The 15941-nt window shown below is 62.0% G+C and carries 17 protein-coding genes and 1 other RNA gene; 8 read left to right on the forward strand and 10 right to left on the reverse strand.

What is annotated here, in order from left to right; genetic code table 11:
• Nucleotides 1–6 precede the first annotated feature (6 nt).
• A complete protein-coding gene (locus tag WH299_RS22520; RefSeq protein WP_028618401.1) occupies nucleotides 7–660 on the forward strand; it encodes a gamma-glutamylcyclotransferase in 654 nt (217 codons plus the stop codon).
• Here the strand turns inward: WH299_RS22520 and glpT are convergent.
• Nucleotides 657–1994, reverse strand: coding sequence for a glycerol-3-phosphate transporter (glpT, locus tag WH299_RS22525; protein WP_016978960.1), 1338 nt, complete (start codon nucleotides 1992–1994; stop codon nucleotides 657–659). The genes WH299_RS22520 and glpT overlap by 4 nt on opposite strands.
• Nucleotides 1995–2199: 205 nt before the next feature.
• The gene (locus tag WH299_RS22530; protein WP_068935477.1) at nucleotides 2200–3177 is read right to left on the reverse strand and encodes an NADPH:quinone oxidoreductase family protein; all 978 of its coding nucleotides are present in this window, start codon (nucleotides 3175–3177) and stop codon (nucleotides 2200–2202) included.
• Between the two features lie 150 nt (nucleotides 3178–3327).
• Between WH299_RS22530 and WH299_RS22535 the strand changes: the two genes are divergently transcribed.
• The gene (locus tag WH299_RS22535) at nucleotides 3328–3735 is read left to right on the forward strand and encodes a flagellar basal body-associated protein FliL (protein ID WP_339551333.1); all 408 of its coding nucleotides are present in this window, start codon (nucleotides 3328–3330) and stop codon (nucleotides 3733–3735) included.
• Between the two features lie 19 nt (nucleotides 3736–3754).
• On the opposite strand, the gene WH299_RS22540 is transcribed toward WH299_RS22535, so the two are convergent.
• The 4 genes from WH299_RS22540 to WH299_RS22555 form a co-directional block, all read right to left on the reverse strand.
• Nucleotides 3755–4870: an ABC transporter permease gene (locus WH299_RS22540; RefSeq protein WP_068935479.1), complete on the reverse strand. Its 1116-nt coding sequence runs from the start codon at nucleotides 4868–4870 to the stop codon at nucleotides 3755–3757.
• Nucleotides 4870–7587, reverse strand: a complete 2718-nt coding sequence (rbbA, locus tag WH299_RS22545) for a ribosome-associated ATPase/putative transporter RbbA (RefSeq protein WP_122729790.1) — start codon at nucleotides 7585–7587, stop codon at nucleotides 4870–4872. The genes WH299_RS22540 and rbbA overlap by 1 nt, the downstream gene beginning before the upstream one ends.
• Complete coding sequence (locus WH299_RS22550) at nucleotides 7584–8549, reverse strand: HlyD family secretion protein (protein ID WP_339551338.1); 966 nt, start codon at nucleotides 8547–8549, stop codon at nucleotides 7584–7586. Before WH299_RS22550 ends, rbbA begins: the two co-directional genes overlap by 4 nt.
• Nucleotides 8550–8618: 69 nt before the next feature.
• Nucleotides 8619–9068, reverse strand: coding sequence for an EVE domain-containing protein (locus WH299_RS22555; RefSeq protein WP_339551340.1), 450 nt, complete (start codon nucleotides 9066–9068; stop codon nucleotides 8619–8621).
• Between the two features lie 195 nt (nucleotides 9069–9263).
• On the opposite strand from WH299_RS22555, the gene WH299_RS22560 reads away from it, so the two are divergent.
• Nucleotides 9264–9413 (forward strand): hypothetical protein, encoded by a 150-nt coding sequence (locus tag WH299_RS22560; RefSeq protein WP_010207387.1) that lies wholly within the window; start codon nucleotides 9264–9266, stop codon nucleotides 9411–9413.
• A gap of 7 nt (nucleotides 9414–9420) precedes the next feature.
• Here the strand turns inward: WH299_RS22560 and WH299_RS22565 are convergent, their stop codons facing one another.
• The 4 genes from WH299_RS22565 to WH299_RS22580 all read right to left on the reverse strand — a co-directional run bounded on the left by WH299_RS22565 (nucleotide 9421) and on the right by WH299_RS22580 (nucleotide 10839).
• Nucleotides 9421–10050 (reverse strand): 5-formyltetrahydrofolate cyclo-ligase, encoded by a 630-nt coding sequence (locus tag WH299_RS22565; RefSeq protein ID WP_122729784.1) that lies wholly within the window; start codon nucleotides 10048–10050, stop codon nucleotides 9421–9423.
• A 56-nt stretch (nucleotides 10051–10106) separates the two neighbouring features.
• A non-coding RNA gene (gene ssrS / locus WH299_RS22570) (6S RNA) lies at nucleotides 10107–10285 on the reverse strand.
• 30 nt (nucleotides 10286–10315) lie between these two features.
• Complete coding sequence (locus WH299_RS22575; RefSeq protein WP_003176812.1) at nucleotides 10316–10633, reverse strand: cell division protein ZapA; 318 nt, start codon at nucleotides 10631–10633, stop codon at nucleotides 10316–10318.
• Entirely contained in the window at nucleotides 10630–10839 is a 210-nt protein-coding gene (locus WH299_RS22580; RefSeq protein WP_007982902.1) for a TIGR02449 family protein, read from the reverse strand. The genes WH299_RS22575 and WH299_RS22580 overlap by 4 nt, the downstream gene beginning before the upstream one ends.
• 138 nt (nucleotides 10840–10977) lie before the next feature.
• Between WH299_RS22580 and WH299_RS22585 the strand changes: the two genes are divergently transcribed.
• The 5 genes from WH299_RS22585 to WH299_RS22605 are packed head-to-tail and all read left to right on the forward strand — an operon-like array spanning nucleotide 10978 to nucleotide 15784.
• Nucleotides 10978–11535 (forward strand): YecA/YgfB family protein, encoded by a 558-nt coding sequence (locus tag WH299_RS22585; protein ID WP_126569479.1) that lies wholly within the window; start codon nucleotides 10978–10980, stop codon nucleotides 11533–11535.
• Nucleotides 11536–11572: 37 nt separating this feature from the next.
• Nucleotides 11573–12895, forward strand: coding sequence for a Xaa-Pro aminopeptidase (gene pepP, locus WH299_RS22590; RefSeq protein ID WP_339551341.1), 1323 nt, complete (start codon nucleotides 11573–11575; stop codon nucleotides 12893–12895).
• Nucleotides 12892–14079 carry a 2-octaprenyl-6-methoxyphenyl hydroxylase gene (ubiH, locus tag WH299_RS22595; RefSeq protein WP_068931510.1) on the forward strand — a complete coding sequence of 396 codons (1188 nt, stop codon included), beginning with the start codon at nucleotides 12892–12894 and terminating at the stop codon, nucleotides 14077–14079. The genes pepP and ubiH overlap by 4 nt, the downstream gene beginning before the upstream one ends.
• Nucleotides 14072–14557, forward strand: a complete 486-nt coding sequence (locus WH299_RS22600) for a DUF4442 domain-containing protein (RefSeq protein ID WP_028618390.1) — start codon at nucleotides 14072–14074, stop codon at nucleotides 14555–14557. Before ubiH ends, WH299_RS22600 begins: the two co-directional genes overlap by 8 nt.
• Before the next feature lie 9 nt (nucleotides 14558–14566).
• A complete protein-coding gene (locus tag WH299_RS22605) occupies nucleotides 14567–15784 on the forward strand; it encodes a 2-octaprenyl-3-methyl-6-methoxy-1,4-benzoquinol hydroxylase (protein ID WP_164393881.1) in 1218 nt (405 codons plus the stop codon).
• Nucleotides 15785–15941: the final 157 nt, after the last annotated feature.

Below are 15941 nucleotides of genomic sequence, written 5' to 3' on the forward strand. Positions count from 1 at the left end.
TTTGCCATGACCGTCATTGAATCCGATCTTTTGCAATTGGCTTACCCTCCGCGGCTCGATCTTGGGCCGCAACTCACTCACGAACAGTTGATGAGCTCAATGCAGGCCACCATGGCCCAGCACAAGGGTGGGCCGGTCTGGCTTTTCGCTTATGGTTCGCTGATCTGGCGCCCTGAGTGTTCGTCCACCGAGCGGATGCGGGCACGGGTCCACGGTTATCACCGGGGCCTGTACCTGTGGTCCCATGAGCATCGTGGGACTCCGGAAATTCCAGGGTTGGTCTTTGGGCTGGATCGCGGCGGTTCCTGCAGCGGGTTTGCCTACCGCTTGCCGGAGGATCAGCTGGAGGCCTCGCTCTACGCCTTGTGGCAGCGCGAGATGCCTTATCCTTCTTACCGGCCGCATTGGCTCAGTTGCCGTCTCGAAGATGGCAGCACGGTGCAGGCGTTGGGATTTGTCTTGGAGCGGCACTTGCCCAGCTACGCCGGCAACTTGCCCGATATCGTGCTGAACCATGTGTTGCAGAGTGCTTGCGGGCGTTACGGTACCACTCGCGATTATGTCGAGCAGACCGTCAATGCCCTGCGTAGCCACGCCATGCCAGATAAGAACCTGGAGGCGCGGCTCAAGCGTTGTGCAAAGGGTGGCTCAGGCGCTTAACGCGCCGAGCTGACGCTGTTGGTGTGCCACAGCGTTGGGATCAGGAAGGCGATGGCCAAGATGCACGCGCCAATCAGCAGCACGAAACCGCCGTCCCAGCCGAAATGGTCCACGGTGTAGCCCATGGCCGCACTCGCCGCCACCGAACCGCCCAAGTAACCGAACAGACCGGTGAAGCCCGCAGCGGTGCCGGCGGCTTTCTTCGGTGCCAGTTCCAGCGCCTGCAGGCCGATCAGCATCACCGGGCCGTAGATCAGGAAGCCGATGGAGAACAGCGCGATCATGTCGACCATCGGGTTGCCTGGCGGGTTGAGCCAGTACACCAGGGTCGCCACGGTTACCAGCGCCATGAACACAATGCCGGTCAGACCACGGTTGCCACGGAAGATCTTGTCCGACATCCAGCCGCACAGCAGTGTGCCTGGGATACCGGCCCATTCATAAAAGAAGTACGCCCACGAGGATTTATCCACGGTGAAGTGCTTGGCTTCTTTCAAGTAGGTCGGCGCCCAGTCCAGCACGCCGTAGCGCAGCAGGTAGACGAACACGTTGGCGAAGGCGATGTACCACAGCATTTTGTTGCGCAGCACGTACTTGACGAAGATTTCCTTGGCGCTGAATTCGTCTTCGTGGCTGGCGTCGTAGCCTTCCGGGTAGTCGTTCTTGTACTTCTCGATAGGCGGCAGGCCCACCGATTGTGGGGTGTCGCGCATGGTGATGAAGGCAAAGGCCGCCACCAGCAGGGCCACAGTGGCCGGTACGTAGAAGGCTGCGTGCCAGTCGTTGAACCAGGCCATGCCCAGCAGGAACAGCGGGCCGATCAGGCCGCCGCCGACGTTGTGCGCCACGTTCCATACCGAAACCACGCCGCCGCGTTCTTTCTGCGACCACCAGTGCACCATGGTGCGCCCACTTGGCGGCCAGCCCATGCCTTGGGCCCAGCCGTTGATGAACAGCAAAATGAACATCATGGTCACGCTGGACGTCGCCCAAGGTGCGAAACCGAAAATGAACATCACCCCGGCGGAAACCAGCAGGCCGAAGGGCAGGAAGTAGCGTGGGTTGGAGCGGTCGGACACCAGACCCATCAGGAACTTGGACAGGCCGTAGGCAATCGCGATGGCCGACATCGCCAAGCCCAGCTCGCCGCGGGTGTAACCCTCGTCGATCAAGTAGGGCATGGCCAAGGAGAAGTTTTTGCGCAGCAGGTAGTAACCGGCGTAGCCGAAGAAAATACCGGCGAAGATCTGCCAGCGCAGACGTCGGTAGGTACTGTCTATTTTTTCTTCAGGCAGGGGCGCCTGATGGGCGGCAGGACGAAAGAAAGCAAACATTCAAGAGCTCCAAATTTCTTGTTTTGACTGCGGATGCGAATGTTACAGTTTCGTTACCGAAAATAGCATCGCCTCTTATCTGCAAACACAGGAAATGAGAGCAATTGCATGTTCTCTTACGAACATGTCGCGAATAGATAAGTGATGGTCGTAAATTGATCTGTAGGAGCGGGCTTGCCGGCAAGCCGGCTCCTACAGGGGAAGGTCAGCGAGTCTGGACGACGACCTTGCCCACAGCCCGGCGCTGCCCCAGATCATTGATCGCCTGGGCGGCTTGTTCCAGCGGATACACCTGCGACACCAGCGGCTTGAGCTTGCCTTCACCATACCAACTGAACAACTGCTGGAAATTCGCCGCATTATCCTGCGGCTGGCGCTGGGCAAACGAACCCCAGAACACCCCGACCACCGCCGCGCCCTTGAGCAGCGCCAGGTTCACCGGCAGCTCCGGTATGCGCCCGCTGGCAAAACCCACCACCAGCAGGCGGCCGTTCCAGGCAATGGCACGGATGGCCTGGTCAAACAGGTCGCCACCCACTGGGTCGTAGATCACATCGGCGCCGTTGCCGTCGGTGAGGCGCTTGATCTCGTCTTTCAGGCTGGCTTCGCTGTAGTTGATCAGCTCATCGGCGCCGGCGGCCTTGGCCACTGCGAGTTTGTCGGCACTGCTGGCGGCGGCGATTACCCGCGCGCCCATGGCTTTGCCAATTTCTACGGCGGCCAGGCCCACGCCACCGGAGGCGCCGAGCACCAGCAGGGTTTCGCCGGGTTGCAGGTTGGCGCGTTGTTTCAGCGCGTGCATGGAGGTGCCGTAGGTCATGCTGAAGGCGGCTGCGGTGTTGAAGTCCATGCTCGGCGGGATCGGCAGCACGTTGTAGCCGGGCACCGCGACCTGCTCGGCAAAACTGCCCCAGCCGGTCAGCGCCATCACCCGGTCACCGACTTTGAGGTGGCTGACCTTTTCCCCGACTTCACTGACCACGCCCGCCGCCTCACCACCCGGCGAAAACGGGAAAGGCGGCTTGAACTGGTACTTGCCCTCGATGATCAGCGTGTCCGGGAAGTTGACCCCGGCGGCATGCACGTCCAGCAGGATTTCGTTCTTCTTGATCGCCGGGCTGGCGATCTCTTCCAGCACCAGGGTTTCGGCGGGGCCGAAGGCTTTGCACAGCACAGCTTTCATCGGACTATTCCTTTTGGCGTCGTGGCCGATAAGTGTAGGAGGGTACGCTCGTGGGTCAACGAGCATGCCCGGGCCTGATAAGCCGCCATAAGCTTGTGCTCTGCCTTGCTAGCGTTATGCTACCCGGCAACCGAATGTGAGGAATGAACTGTGAAAGCGTGGATCCTGTTGATGCTGGCCCTGACGTTGCCGATGGCGGCCCAAGCCGAAGAAGCCAAAGAAGGCGAGGCGCCGAAGGTCAGCTATATCAGCCTGAGCCCGCCATTTGTGGGCAACTACGGCCTGGATGGCACGGCGAAACTTAAGGTGTTCAAGGCCGACATCGCCCTGCGCGTGATCGGCCCCGAAGCGGCTGCTGCCGTCAAAGCCAACGACGCGTTGATCCGTAATCAGCTGGTGGCGCTGTTCACCCAGCAGACCAACGAGGCCATGAGCACCGTTGAAGGGAAAGAAAAACTGCGCCAGGAAGCCCTCAAGCAAACCCAGCAAGTGATGAATGACGAGACCGGCAAACCGGTGGTGGAAGATCTGCTGTTCAACAACTTGATCATCCAGTAATCACCAATAGGGTGCGGTTTCAGGAAGCCAGGCTCTTCCTGAACCGCGCCAGTGCCACTGCAAAGAACACCAACCCAATCCCCGCCAGCGCCAGCAAGTCCGGCCACACCACGCTCACGCCCGCATCGCGGAACAGAATCGCCGCGCTCAAACTCACAAAATGCGTCGACGGCGAGCCCTGCATCACCCACTGCAACCACTCGGGCATGCTGTCCAACGGCGTACTGCCGCCGGAGAGCAGCAGCATCGGGATGATCACCGGGATTGCCAGCAGGCCGAACTGCGGCGTCGAGCGGGCGAGGGTGGCGAGGAAGATGCCCAGTGCGGTGCTGGCAAACAAGTACAGCGCCGTCACCAACAGAAACAAACTCAGTGACCCGGCCAGCGGCACGCCGAGCAAACCTTTGACCACCACTTCCAGTGACAGCCAAGTGCACAGCACCACCACCAGCATGTTGCTCCAGATTTTCGCCAGCATGATTTCCAGCGCTGTCAGCGGCAATACCAGCAGATGGTCGAGGGTGCCGTGTTCGCGTTCGCGCAGCAGCGCGGTGCCGGTCAGGATAATGGCGAGGATGGTGATGTTGTTGACGATCTGGATCACCGCCAAAAACCAGCCACCCTCCAGGTTGGTGTTGAACAGCGCGCGAGTCGTGAGCAGGGCGGGCGTCTGGCTGGCGGCGGCTTGCCCGCTGTAGGTCAGCAATTCCCGCTGGAAAATCCGCCCGATGTAGCCCGCGCCCATGAACGCCTGGCTCATGGCCGTGGCGTCCACGTTCACCTGCACGCCGGGTTGGCGACCGGCCAACAGGTCAGCCTGGAAGTTCGCCGGCACATTGATCACGAAGGTGTATTCGCCGCTGTCCATGACCCTGTCCAACTGGTCATAGGCCAACGGCGTGGGCGTTTGAAATTCGGGCGGCTGCAGCGCCTCGGCCAGTTGCCGCGACAGCGAACTGTGGTCTTCATCGACAAACGCCACGCTGGCGTTATGCACGCCGATCACCGAGCCGGCGGCGGGCATATAGATGGCGACGGTGAAGGCGTAGAACAGAAACAGCAGCAACACGCTGTCATGGCGCAGGCTGGTCAGTTCCTTGATCCCCAGGCGCAGGATATGCGCGAACTTATGCATCAGGCCTCCTGCTTCTTGAGCATGACCAGGCTCAGCCCGGTAAACCCGACAAAGAACCCGAACAGCGCCAGGCATTGCGGCCACAACTGACGCAGGTCCAAGGCCTTGGTGAAGGTGCCCACGGCGACATCCAGGAAGTGCCCCGCCGGAAACAGCATGCCCATCAACGCCGCTGCGCCTTCCAGGGACGAGCGCGGCACGATCAGCCCGGAGAATTGGATGGTCGGCAGGCTGGTGATGATCATGGTGCCGAGGATCGCCGCGATCTGAGTGCGGGTGAACGCCGAAATCAGCAGGCCCATGCTGGTGGTCGCCAGCACATAGAGCAGGCCGCCGAACGCCAGCGTCAGGCCGCTGCCCTTGAACGGCACGCCGAACAGCCAGCGGTTCATCGCCACCAGTACTGCCAGGTTGACCAGGCTCACGGCCAGGTACGGCGCCTGTTTGCCGAGCAGAAATTCCAGGCGCGTCAGGGGCGTGGCGTAGAAGTTGGTGATCGAGCCCAGTTCCTTCTCGCGCACGATGCCGAGGGCGGTGAGCATCGCCGGGATAAACGCCAGGATCAGCGCCATCACACCGGGGCCGATGGCATTCACGCTGACCACGTCTTGGTTATAGCGAAAGCGCGTTTCCAGCTTGGCGGCCGCTGGGTTGTTGCGCGGCAGGCTGCTCAATTCGGCCAGTTGCTGCAGGTTTTCCTGGTGCACGGCCTCGACATAGTTGCGGCTGGTTTCCGCGCGAAACGGCATCCCGCCATCGAGCCAGGCGGCCACGCTGGGCTGGCGGCCGGCGTAGAGATCGCGGCCAAAGCCGGGTGGTATCTCCAGGGCCAGTTTGATTTCCGAACGTTGCAGGCGCCGGTGCAATTCAGTTGAGTCCTGAATCGGCGGCTGCTCGGCGAAATAGCGTGAACTGCGAAATGCCTCCAGGTAGGCGCGGCTTTGCGGGGTCTGGTCCTGGTCGTAGACGGCGAAGGCGAGTTTTTCCACATCCAGGGAAATGCCGTAGCCGAAGATCACCATCATGAACATCGCGCCCAGCAACGCGAAGGCCATGCGCACCTTATCGCGCAGCAGCTCTTTGCCTTCGCGGCTGGCCACGGCCAATAGGCGGGCCAGGCTGAAGCCGCGTTTGCTCACGGGAGGGGCACTGGTTTCGCTGACGGTGGCGGCGGGCGCAGTGGGCTCCGGTTCACCCTGTGCTTGCTCCAGGCAGGTGACGAACGCGGCTTCCAAGGTGTCGCCCTGGAACTGCCGCTGCAACGCATCCGGCGTATCGCAGGCGAGCACCTTGCCCGCGTGCATCAGGGAAATGCGGTCGCAGCGCTGGGCTTCGTTCATAAAGTGCGTGGACAGGAAAATCGTCACACCTTGTTCGCGGGACAGCTCGATCAGCAATCGCCAGAAGTCATCCCGCGCCGCCGGGTCGACGCCCGACGTAGGTTCGTCGAGGATCAGCACTTCCGGGCGATGCAGCACCGCCACGGCCAATGACAAACGCTGACGCAAGCCGAGCGGCAGCTCGCCGGACGGTTGTTCGGCCACGTCACCGAGGTCGAAACGCTGGATCAGCTCATCAATGCGCGGGCCGCTGTCTGCCTTGGGCAGGTCGAACAATTGCGCATGCAGCACCAGGTTCTGGCGCACGCTGAGTTCGCCATACAACGAGAAGCTTTGCGACATGAAACCCACGCGCTTGCGGGTCGCGAGGTCCTTGGCGTCCACCGGATTGCCCAGCAGCGTCGCACTGCCCTCGGTGGCGGGCATCAGGCCGGTGAGCACCTTCATGGTGGTGGTCTTGCCGCAGCCGTTGGAGCCGAGGAAGCCGAATATCTCGCCGCGGCCAATGGCGAAGCTGACCTTGTTCACGGCGGTGAAATCGCCGAAACGCAGGGTCAGGTCGTGAGCTTCGATGGCGATATCGGCGTTGTCGCTTTGCCTCGGTGGAATCACCAGCGGCTGGTTATCGTGGGCGCTGTCGCCCTGGAAGTGGGTGAAGGCTTCGTCCAGTTTGCCGCTGGCTGTCGCGCCCGCCAATTCACGGCTCAGGCCGTCCGCAATCAGCTTGCCGCGATCGAGCATCAGGCAATGTTCGAATTGCTCGGCTTCTTCCATGTAGGCCGTGGCCACCAGCAGTGTCAGTTGCGGGCGTTCGCTGCGTACGCTTTCGACCAGCTCCCAGAAGCGCCGACGTGACAGTGGGTCGACGCCGGTGGTGGGCTCGTCGAGGATCAACAGGTCCGGGTCGTGGATCAGCGCGCAACACAGGCCGAGTTTCTGCTTCATCCCACCGGAGAGCTTGCCCGCCGGGCGTTCGGCGAAGCGCGCAAGGTCGGTGGCCAGCAGCAGGTTGTGCATGCGTTGGTCGCAGTCGGCTTTCGACAGGCCGAACAGCGTGGCAAAGAAACGGATGTTTTCGCTGATGGACAACTCAGGATACAAGTTGCCGCCCAACCCTTGAGGCATGAAGGCGATGCGCGGGTACAGGCTGTTGCGGTGGCGGCGGTCTTCAATCGCACCGCCAAGCACTTGCAGTTGGCCGTCCTGAAGCTTTTTAACCCCTGCGATCAACCCCAGCAGGCTCGACTTGCCCGCGCCATCCGGTCCGATCAACCCGCAACGCGTCCCGGCTGGCAGGCTGAACGTGATGTCGACCAGGGCCTGTTGCTTGCCGTAGCGATGGTTGATCGCTGTGGCTTGCAGCGCCAGGGCGCTCATCGCAGGTTGGCCGGCCAGTCGATATCAGCCGTGCGCACGTAGCCGGCGCCGGGCATGCCGGGTTTGGCTTGGGGCACGGCGCTGGGTTGGGTCAGGCGCAGTTTGACCCGGAACACCAGTTTCTGGCGTTCGTCTCGGGTTTCCACTTCCTTGGGGGTGAACTGGGATTTGGCGGCGACAAAGCTGATCTTGGCCGGCAGCGGTTGGTCGGGCAGGGCGTCGAGCAGAATGCGCGCCTCGCTGCCGACGGTGAGCCGGCCGGTGACGGAGGCCGGCAGGTAGAGGTTCATGTATTGGTCGTTGGGATCGATCAGCAACAGGACACGCCCGCCCGCGCCGAGTACTTCGCCCGGCTCGGCCAGGCGCAGTTGGATAATCCCGTCGATGGGCGCGCGCAGGCTGCTGTCGTCGATCTCGCTGGTGAGCTGGGCGACCTGGGCCTCGGCGGCACCGATCGCAGCCTTCACCGAGTTGACTTGGGCTTGTGCCGCGATCACGGCCGCATTGCCGGTGTTCTGCCGCGCCTGCTGTTGGTCAATCAACTGGCTGCTGGCGAAACCGCGTTTGTACAGCTCCTGGGTGCGCTTGAGTTCCTGGTTGGCCAGCAGTTGCTCGCTCTGGCGCAATTGCACGTTGGCCTCGGCGGCAGCGAAGTTTTCCTTGGCGCGCAGCACTTCGGCTTCGGCCTGGGCGCGCTGGGCTTCCAGCGTGCGGGTGTCCATGCGTGCGAGCAGTTGACCTTTGAGGACCTTGTCGCCTTCGTCCACCCGCACCTCTGCCAGGCGCCCTGGGATCTTGGCGGCGATCTGCACTTCGGTGGATTCCAGGCGGCCGTTGCCCATGCTCAGGCCTTCGGGCAAGCGGTCCTGGGTGGAGCGCCAGTAACCGAAGCCACCGGCACCCAACAACAGGGCGATGAGGGCGATAGCGAAAAGACGGGAGGTGTGGTGGTTCGTCGACATGGCTGCTTCCTGCGGCGTTAGCGTTCCAGTGTGATCGGTTTGCCCTAAGAGGGCCTTGATACCGGTCAGTTAAAGCAAATTGATCACCGCGGCCCATTGCTCGGGCGTGACGCCCATCACCGAAAGCCGGCTGCCTTTTTGCACCAAAGGCAGTTCGGCGAGGGCGGTTTGCTGTTTCAGGTAGCCCAGGCCCAGCACCTTGGGGAACGTCTGGACATGCGCGACGTTGATCGCGCTCCACGGATTTTTTTCCGGGGTGGCCTTGGCGTCGAAGTAGTGGCTTTCGGGCTCCAGCGCGGTGGGGTCCGGGTAGGCCGCCTCGACGATTTTGCCGATGCCGGCAATGCCCGGCTCCGGGCAGCTGGAGTGGTAGAAGAAAAATTGGTCACCCACTGCCATGGCACGCAGGAAGTTGCGTGCCTGGTAGTTACGCACCCCGTCCCAGCGCGCTTCGCCGAGCTTTTCCAGGCCTTTGATAGAGAGTTCGTCGGGCTCGGATTTCATCAGCCAGTAGGCCATTTTGGGGCTCCTGAAAAAGGCAGTGGGCAAGTTGTCAGGCAATTTGATGACAAACCGACAGTCGGTTGGCGTCAAGGTTTGCGTGTTGGTTCACGTTACCGCAGAATGCCGGCTTTTAAAGCTTGACGCAGCTGCAACGGACTACTTTGGAACGTTGTTGTCATCGTGTACGAGGTGCCTGCAGGGGGGCAATCGATGCAACGTAAACCGGATTTACTATGGATTTTGGTGATTTTGTTTGGTCTGGGCGTCGTGACCACCGGGTATGCCCAAAGCTTATGGTCGAACAAGACCGATGCGCCCGTTGAACTGGCTCAGCAGCAGCCGCAACCGTTCAAACGCTGACCCGTCTTCAAGGCGCCGCTGACTCCAGTGGCGTCTTCGCAATATACCAATGCTTATCAGTGACGGTGCCCGCCAACGGCACATCCCAGCTTGCCTGTGCCAACCGATCAACCTTCTGACATTCATGGGCCAGGCCCAGTAGCGTCGGCTTGCGCCAGCTCTGGCGGCGCGACAGGTAGGCCAGGCTGCGATCGTAGAACCCGCCGCCCATGCCCAGGCGTCCACCCGCATCATCGAACCCCACCAACGGCAGCAGCACCAGGTCCAGCGCCCAGACTTTGCGTTGGCGGTTGATGTTCACCCGGGGTTCCAGGATACGAAAACGATTGGGCAGCAGCTTTTCCCCAGGCCTGACGCGCTGGAACACCATCTTGGTCCGTGGCCAGGCGCTGAGCACTGGCAGGTAAGTGGCCTTGCCCCGGCGCTGGGCGGCGCGCAGCAGCAGGCGCGGATCGATTTCACCGTCCGTCGGTAGATACAAAGAGATATGTTTGGCCCGGCGAAACAGCGGGTGCTGTGCCAGTTGCCGATACAGGCCGTGGGCGGCCTTGCGCTGCTCGCTCGGCGTGAGGGCGCGGCGGGCTTTACGCAACATGCGTCGAAGTTGCGGACGGGAAAGCGGCGCAGGTTCGGTCATGGTTTCGGCTCATAAAACAATGCCAGTCCGAGGACTGGCATTGAGTTTGGGAATTCAGGCTCCCCGACAGAGCCGCTGTCGACTTAGCCCTTGAACCCGAAAGTTCAAGGTGGAAGATGCAGTAGGCTTTAAGGCTTTCCGTCTAGCGGACATGCACACCAGCCCAACGTGCAACTTCCAGGGTAGTGCGAATCGGCTCAGGGACATCGCCGACTGGCAAACACGCCAGGGAGTGGGGCGAGTATACCTTAAACAGTCGCGGCAATCAGCCCTTGGGTGCGTCTGAATCGCTGGAAAGCACCAGATCGACACGCTCCAGCAGGTCACGCACCTGCTCACGCGTCGAGCCGCTGGCCTGTACGTCAGGGCGTTCCTGCTTATGCAGCAAATCGTGGGTAATGTTCAGCGCGGCCATCACGGCGATACGGTCGGCGCCGATCACTTTGCCGCTGCTGCGGATTTCACGCATCTTGCCATCCAGGTAGCGGGCGGCGCTCACCAGGTTGTTGCGCTCTTCCTGGGGGCAGATGATCGAATATTCTTTATCCAGGATCTGCACGGTGACGCTATTGCTTGAACTCATGAGTCTTGCTCCAAGGCCTTCAGGCGCGAAATCATCGATTCGACCTTACGCCGGGCGATTTCGTTTTTTTCAATGAGGTGAGCGCGTTCCTCGCGCCAGGTCTTTTCCTGAGCTAATAGGAGTCCGTTTTGACTCTTTAGTTGCTCGACCCGGGTAATTAGCAATTCGAGTCTGGCCATCAGCGCTTGCAGGTCGGTGTCTTCCATTGGGTTCCACTGGATTTGTCTGATGAATGGCAACTGCAGGATAAACGATCTGACGCCCTTGATAGTCTTGGTACGTCTGCCGGTGCTAGGATACAGCGCTCCATTCTAGACATTGCGCCGTCTGGCGCCTAGCTCACCATGCCTATTCAGAACTCCCCGTACGACGCTTTTTCCAAACTGCTGAGCACCAGCGGCCACCCTTGCTCGCCTGCCGAACTGCACGGCGTGCTGTTGGGTCGCAGCTGCACTGGCGTTGGCTTTGATGCCGACAACTGGCTGGCCGACGTGGCCGAGCTGCTGGAAACCGAACCGACCGAGAACGTGCGTAACGCACTGATCGGCCTGCAAGAGATGGTCAAGGGCGAGCTGACCGGTGATGACGTCACCGTGGTCCTGCTGTTGCCGACCGACGACGCGCCGCTCACCGAGCGCGCTGCCGCCCTGGGCCAATGGTGCCAGGGTTTCCTCCACGGTTTCGGCGTCAACGCCGGCGGCCTGGAACTGAGCACCGACGCCCAGGAAGTGTTGCAGGATCTGGCGGCGATCTCCCAGGTGCAAGACGCCCTGGAAGAGTCCGAAGATGGCGAAGGCGACTACATGGAAGTCATGGAATACCTGCGCGTCGCGCCGTTGCTGCTGTTCACCGAGACCCGAAAGTCCGCTGAACCCGCCGCTCTTAAACCGTCGTTGCACTAAGGCCTTCGCCGCACTAAGAAAGGAAGTCCATCTGCCCATGATCCATATCCCCCGAGCGGAATACACCCGACGCCGCAAGGCGCTCATGGCGCAGATGGAACCCAACAGCATCGCGATCCTGCCGGCTGCCGCCGTGGCGATCCGCAACCGTGATGTCGAGCACGTGTACCGTCAGGACAGTGACTTCCAGTACCTGAGCGGTTTCCCGGAGCCGGAAGCGGTGATCGTGTTGATGCCCGGTCGCCAGCACGGCGAGTACGTGCTGTTCTGCCGCGAGCGCAACGCCGAACGCGAACTGTGGGACGGCCTGCGCGCCGGCACCGAAGGCGCGATCCGTGACTTTGGCGCCGACGACGCGTTTCCTATCACCGATATCGACGACATCCTGCCTGGCCTCATCGAAGGCCGCGACCGGGTGTACTCGGCCATGGGCAGCAATGCCGAGTTCGACCGGCACCTGATGGAATGGATCAACGTGATCCGCTCCAAGGCCCACCTGGGCGCCCAGCCACCGAACGAATTCGTTGCCCTGGATCATCTGCTCCACGACATGCGCCTGTATAAATCGGCTGCGGAAGTGAAGGTGATGCGCGAGGCTGCGCGAATCTCCTGCGCCGCTCACGTGAAGGCGATGCAGGCCAGCCGTGCCGGTCTCCATGAGTTCAGCCTGGAAGCCGAGCTGGATTATGAATTCCGCAAAGGCGGCGCGAAAATGCCAGCCTACGGCTCCATCGTCGCCGCCGGGCGCAACAGCTGCATCCTGCATTACCAGCAGAATGACGCGGTGCTCAAGGACGGTGATCTGGTGCTGATCGACGCCGGCTGTGAGATCGACTGCTACGCCAGCGACATCACCCGCACCTGGCCGGTCAATGGCAGGTTTTCGCCGGAACAGAAGGCGATCTACGAAATTGTGCTGGCTTCCCAGGAAGCCGCGTTTGCCGAGATCGCCCCGGACAAGCATTGGAACCAGGCGCATGAGGCAACCGTGCAGGTGATCACTGCCGGGTTGGTGAAGCTGGGATTGTTGCAGGGTGACGTCGACGAGTTGATCGCCACCGAAGCCTATAAAGCCTTCTACATGCACCGCGCCGGCCACTGGTTGGGCATGGATGTGCATGACGTGGGCGAGTACAAAGTGGGCGGTGAATGGCGGGTGCTGGAAGTTGGCATGGCGTTGACCGTGGAGCCGGGCATCTACATTTCGCCGGACAACCCGAACGTGGCAAAGAAATGGCGTGGCATTGGCGTACGCATCGAGGACGACGTGGTAGTGACCAAGCAAGGCTGTGAAATCCTGACCAGTGGCGTGCCCAAGACCGTCGCTGAAATTGAAGCGCTGATGGCGGCTGCCCGATGAGCCGGGTCAACCTGGCAATCATTGGCGGCGGCCTGGTCGGCGCCAGCCTGGCGCTGGCGTTGCAGGCTGGGGCCAAAGCGCGCGGTTGGAAGATCGTGCTGATCGAGCCCTTTGCGCCGGGCGACAGCTACCAGCCGAGCTACGATGCGCGTTCTTCGGCGCTCTCCTACGGCGCCCGGCAGATTTATCAGCGCCTGGGCCTGTGGCAGGACATTTCGCGCCGCGCCGAACCGATCAAGCAAATCCATGTGTCTGATCGTGGGCGTTTCTCCACCGCGCGCTTGTCTGCCATGGAAGAGGGCGTGCCGGCCCTCGGCTACGTGGTGGAGAACGCCTGGCTGGGCCAATGCCTGTGGCAGGGCCTGGACAAAGACGTGGTCAGCTGGCGTTGCCCGGCCGAAGTCACACGCATGGAGCCGCTGCCCGACGGCTACCGCCTGACCCTCAATGATGAAACCGTGCTGGAATGCGACCTCGCCGTGCTGGCTGACGGTGGCCGTTCCGGCTTGCGCGAGCAGTTGGGCATCGGCGTGAAAACCCGCCCGTACAACCAGAGCGCGTTGATCGCCAACATCACGCCAAGCGAATCCCATAACGGCGAAGCCTTCGAACGTTTCACCGACGAAGGCCCGATGGCCCTGTTGCCGCTGCCGGACAACCGCTGCGCACTGGTGTGGACGCGCATCGGCATGGACGCCCAGCGCCTGGCCAATCTCGATGAGCGCAGCTTCTTGAGTGAATTGCAGGGCGTGTTCGGCTACCGCCTGGGCACGCTTAAGCAAGTGGGCGCCCGTCATCTGTACCCGCTGACATTGGTGGAAGCCGAGGAGCAAGTGCGCTCGCACTTGGCGATTCTCGGCAATGCCGCTCACAGCTTGCACCCGATTGCCGGGCAGGGCTTCAACCTGTCCCTGCGCGATGCGAATGCGCTGGCCGAGGCCTTGCTGGCCGGACCGCAAGTGCCAGGTGACCTGGCGACCTTGCAAGGCTATCGCGAGCGTCAGCGCCTGGACCAGAAACTCACCGTGGGCTTCTCCGACCAGGTCACGCGCCTGTTCGGCAGCGCCCAGCCGCTGGTCGCCCTGGGCCGCAACATGGGCCTGCTGGGCCTGGACTTGCTGCCGCCGGCCAAGCGCTGGTTCGCCCGTCAGGCCATGGGCCTGGGCACGCGTCCCGATGCGTAAGTGGTTGATCGAGCGCCTGGGCAAGGCGCGGTTGTTGCGTTGGATCATGACCTTGTATCCACCTTACTTGGGGGCGGGAGTGAGCGTGCGGCACATGAGCGCCGATTTTCGTCACGTCAAAGTGCGCATGGGCCTGGGCTGGTACAACCGCAACTATGTCGGCACGCAGTTCGGCGGTAGCCTGTATTCGATGGTTGATCCGTTCTACATGCTGATGCTGATGGAGAACCTGGGCCGCGATTACATCGTGTGGGACAAGGCCGCGAGTATCGACTTCATTTCGCCGGGCAAAGGCCCGGTGTACGCGGAGTTCTCCATCGACGACGCCTTGCTCGATGAGGTCCGCCGGCAGACCGAAGGAGGCGAGAAGTACTTGCCCCACCTGAAGGTCCAGATTCATGACGGCTCCGGCACCCTGGTGGCGCAGGTCGATAAAACCCTTTACGTGCGGCGTAAGCCGCCAGTGAGACAGGCTTAAAGCATGGACATGCGCGCAGATGTGCTGATTGTCGGGGCCGGAATGGTCGGAAGCGCCCTGGCGCTGGCGTTGCAGGGCAGTGGCCTGCAGGTGCTGCTGCTCGACGGCAGCCCACTGAGCGTCAAGCCGTTTGACCGCGAGGCCGCATTCGAACCCCGCGTGAGCGCCTTGTCGGCCGCCAGCCAGCGCATCCTCGAGCGCCTGGGCGTGTGGGACGGCATCGTGTCGCGCCGCGCCAGCCCTTACGGCGAGATGCAGGTGTGGGACGGCAGCGGCACCGGTCAGATTCACTTTTCGGCCGCCAGCGTGCATGCCGAGGTGCTGGGGCATATCGTCGAGAACCGCGTGGTGCAGGATGCGCTGCTCGACCGTCTGCACGACTGCGACCTTGGCCTGTTGGCCAATGCGCGCCTGGAACAGATGCGCCGTTCCGGCGATGACTGGCTGCTGACCCTGGCTGACGGCCGCACGTTGCGCGCGCCGCTGGTGGTGGCTGCCGATGGCGCCAACTCCGCCGTGCGCCGCTTGACCGGCACCGCGACCCGCGAATGGGATTACCTGCATAACGCCATCGTCACCAGCGTGCGCAGCAGCCAGCCGCACCAGCGCACTGCGTGGCAACGCTTTACCGACACCGGCCCACTGGCGTTCTTACCGCTGGTGCGCGATGGTCAGGAGGATTGGTGTTCGATCGTCTGGTCGACCACGCCTGCTGAGTCCGAGCGCCTGATGGCCCTGGATGATGCAAGCTTCTGCCGTGAGCTGGAGCGCGCCTTCGAAGGGCGGCTCGGTACGGTGCTGAGCGCCGACCCGCGCGTCTGCGTGCCACTGCGCCAGCGCCACGCCAAGCGCTATGTGGCCGAAGGCCTGGCGTTGATTGGCGACGCGGCTCACGTCATCCATCCCTTGGCGGGGCAGGGTGTGAACCTGGGTTTCCTGGATGCGGCGACATTGGCTGAAGTCTTGTTGTCGGCAACCGAGCGCGGCGAGCGCCTGGCCGATGTGAAGGTGTTGAGCCGCTACGAGCGTCGACGCATGCCGCATAACCTGGCATTGATGGCGGCAATGGAAGGGTTTGAGCGACTGTTCCAGGCCGATCAACTGCCGCTGCGCTGGTTGCGTAATGCCGGATTGAAGATGGTCGACCAAATGCCCGAAGCCAAGGCCGTGTTTGTGCGCCAGGCGCTCGGGCTGAGCGGGGATCTGCCGGAGCTGGCCAAGCCCTGACATTGAAATACGATCCCTGTGTGAGCTGGGCTTGTCCGCGATGAGGCCATAAGCCGCACTGCAAATCCCGGCCATGCAACATCTGGTAACGCCTCCATCGAGCGCTACCAAATGTGAGTCCTTATCATTTGCCCACTTTTTGCAAATGAGAGACCGC

It is taken from the genome of Pseudomonas sp. MYb541 (assembly GCF_037479595.1).
GTDB classification, from domain to species: Bacteria; Pseudomonadota; Gammaproteobacteria; order Pseudomonadales; family Pseudomonadaceae; genus Aquipseudomonas; species Aquipseudomonas canadensis.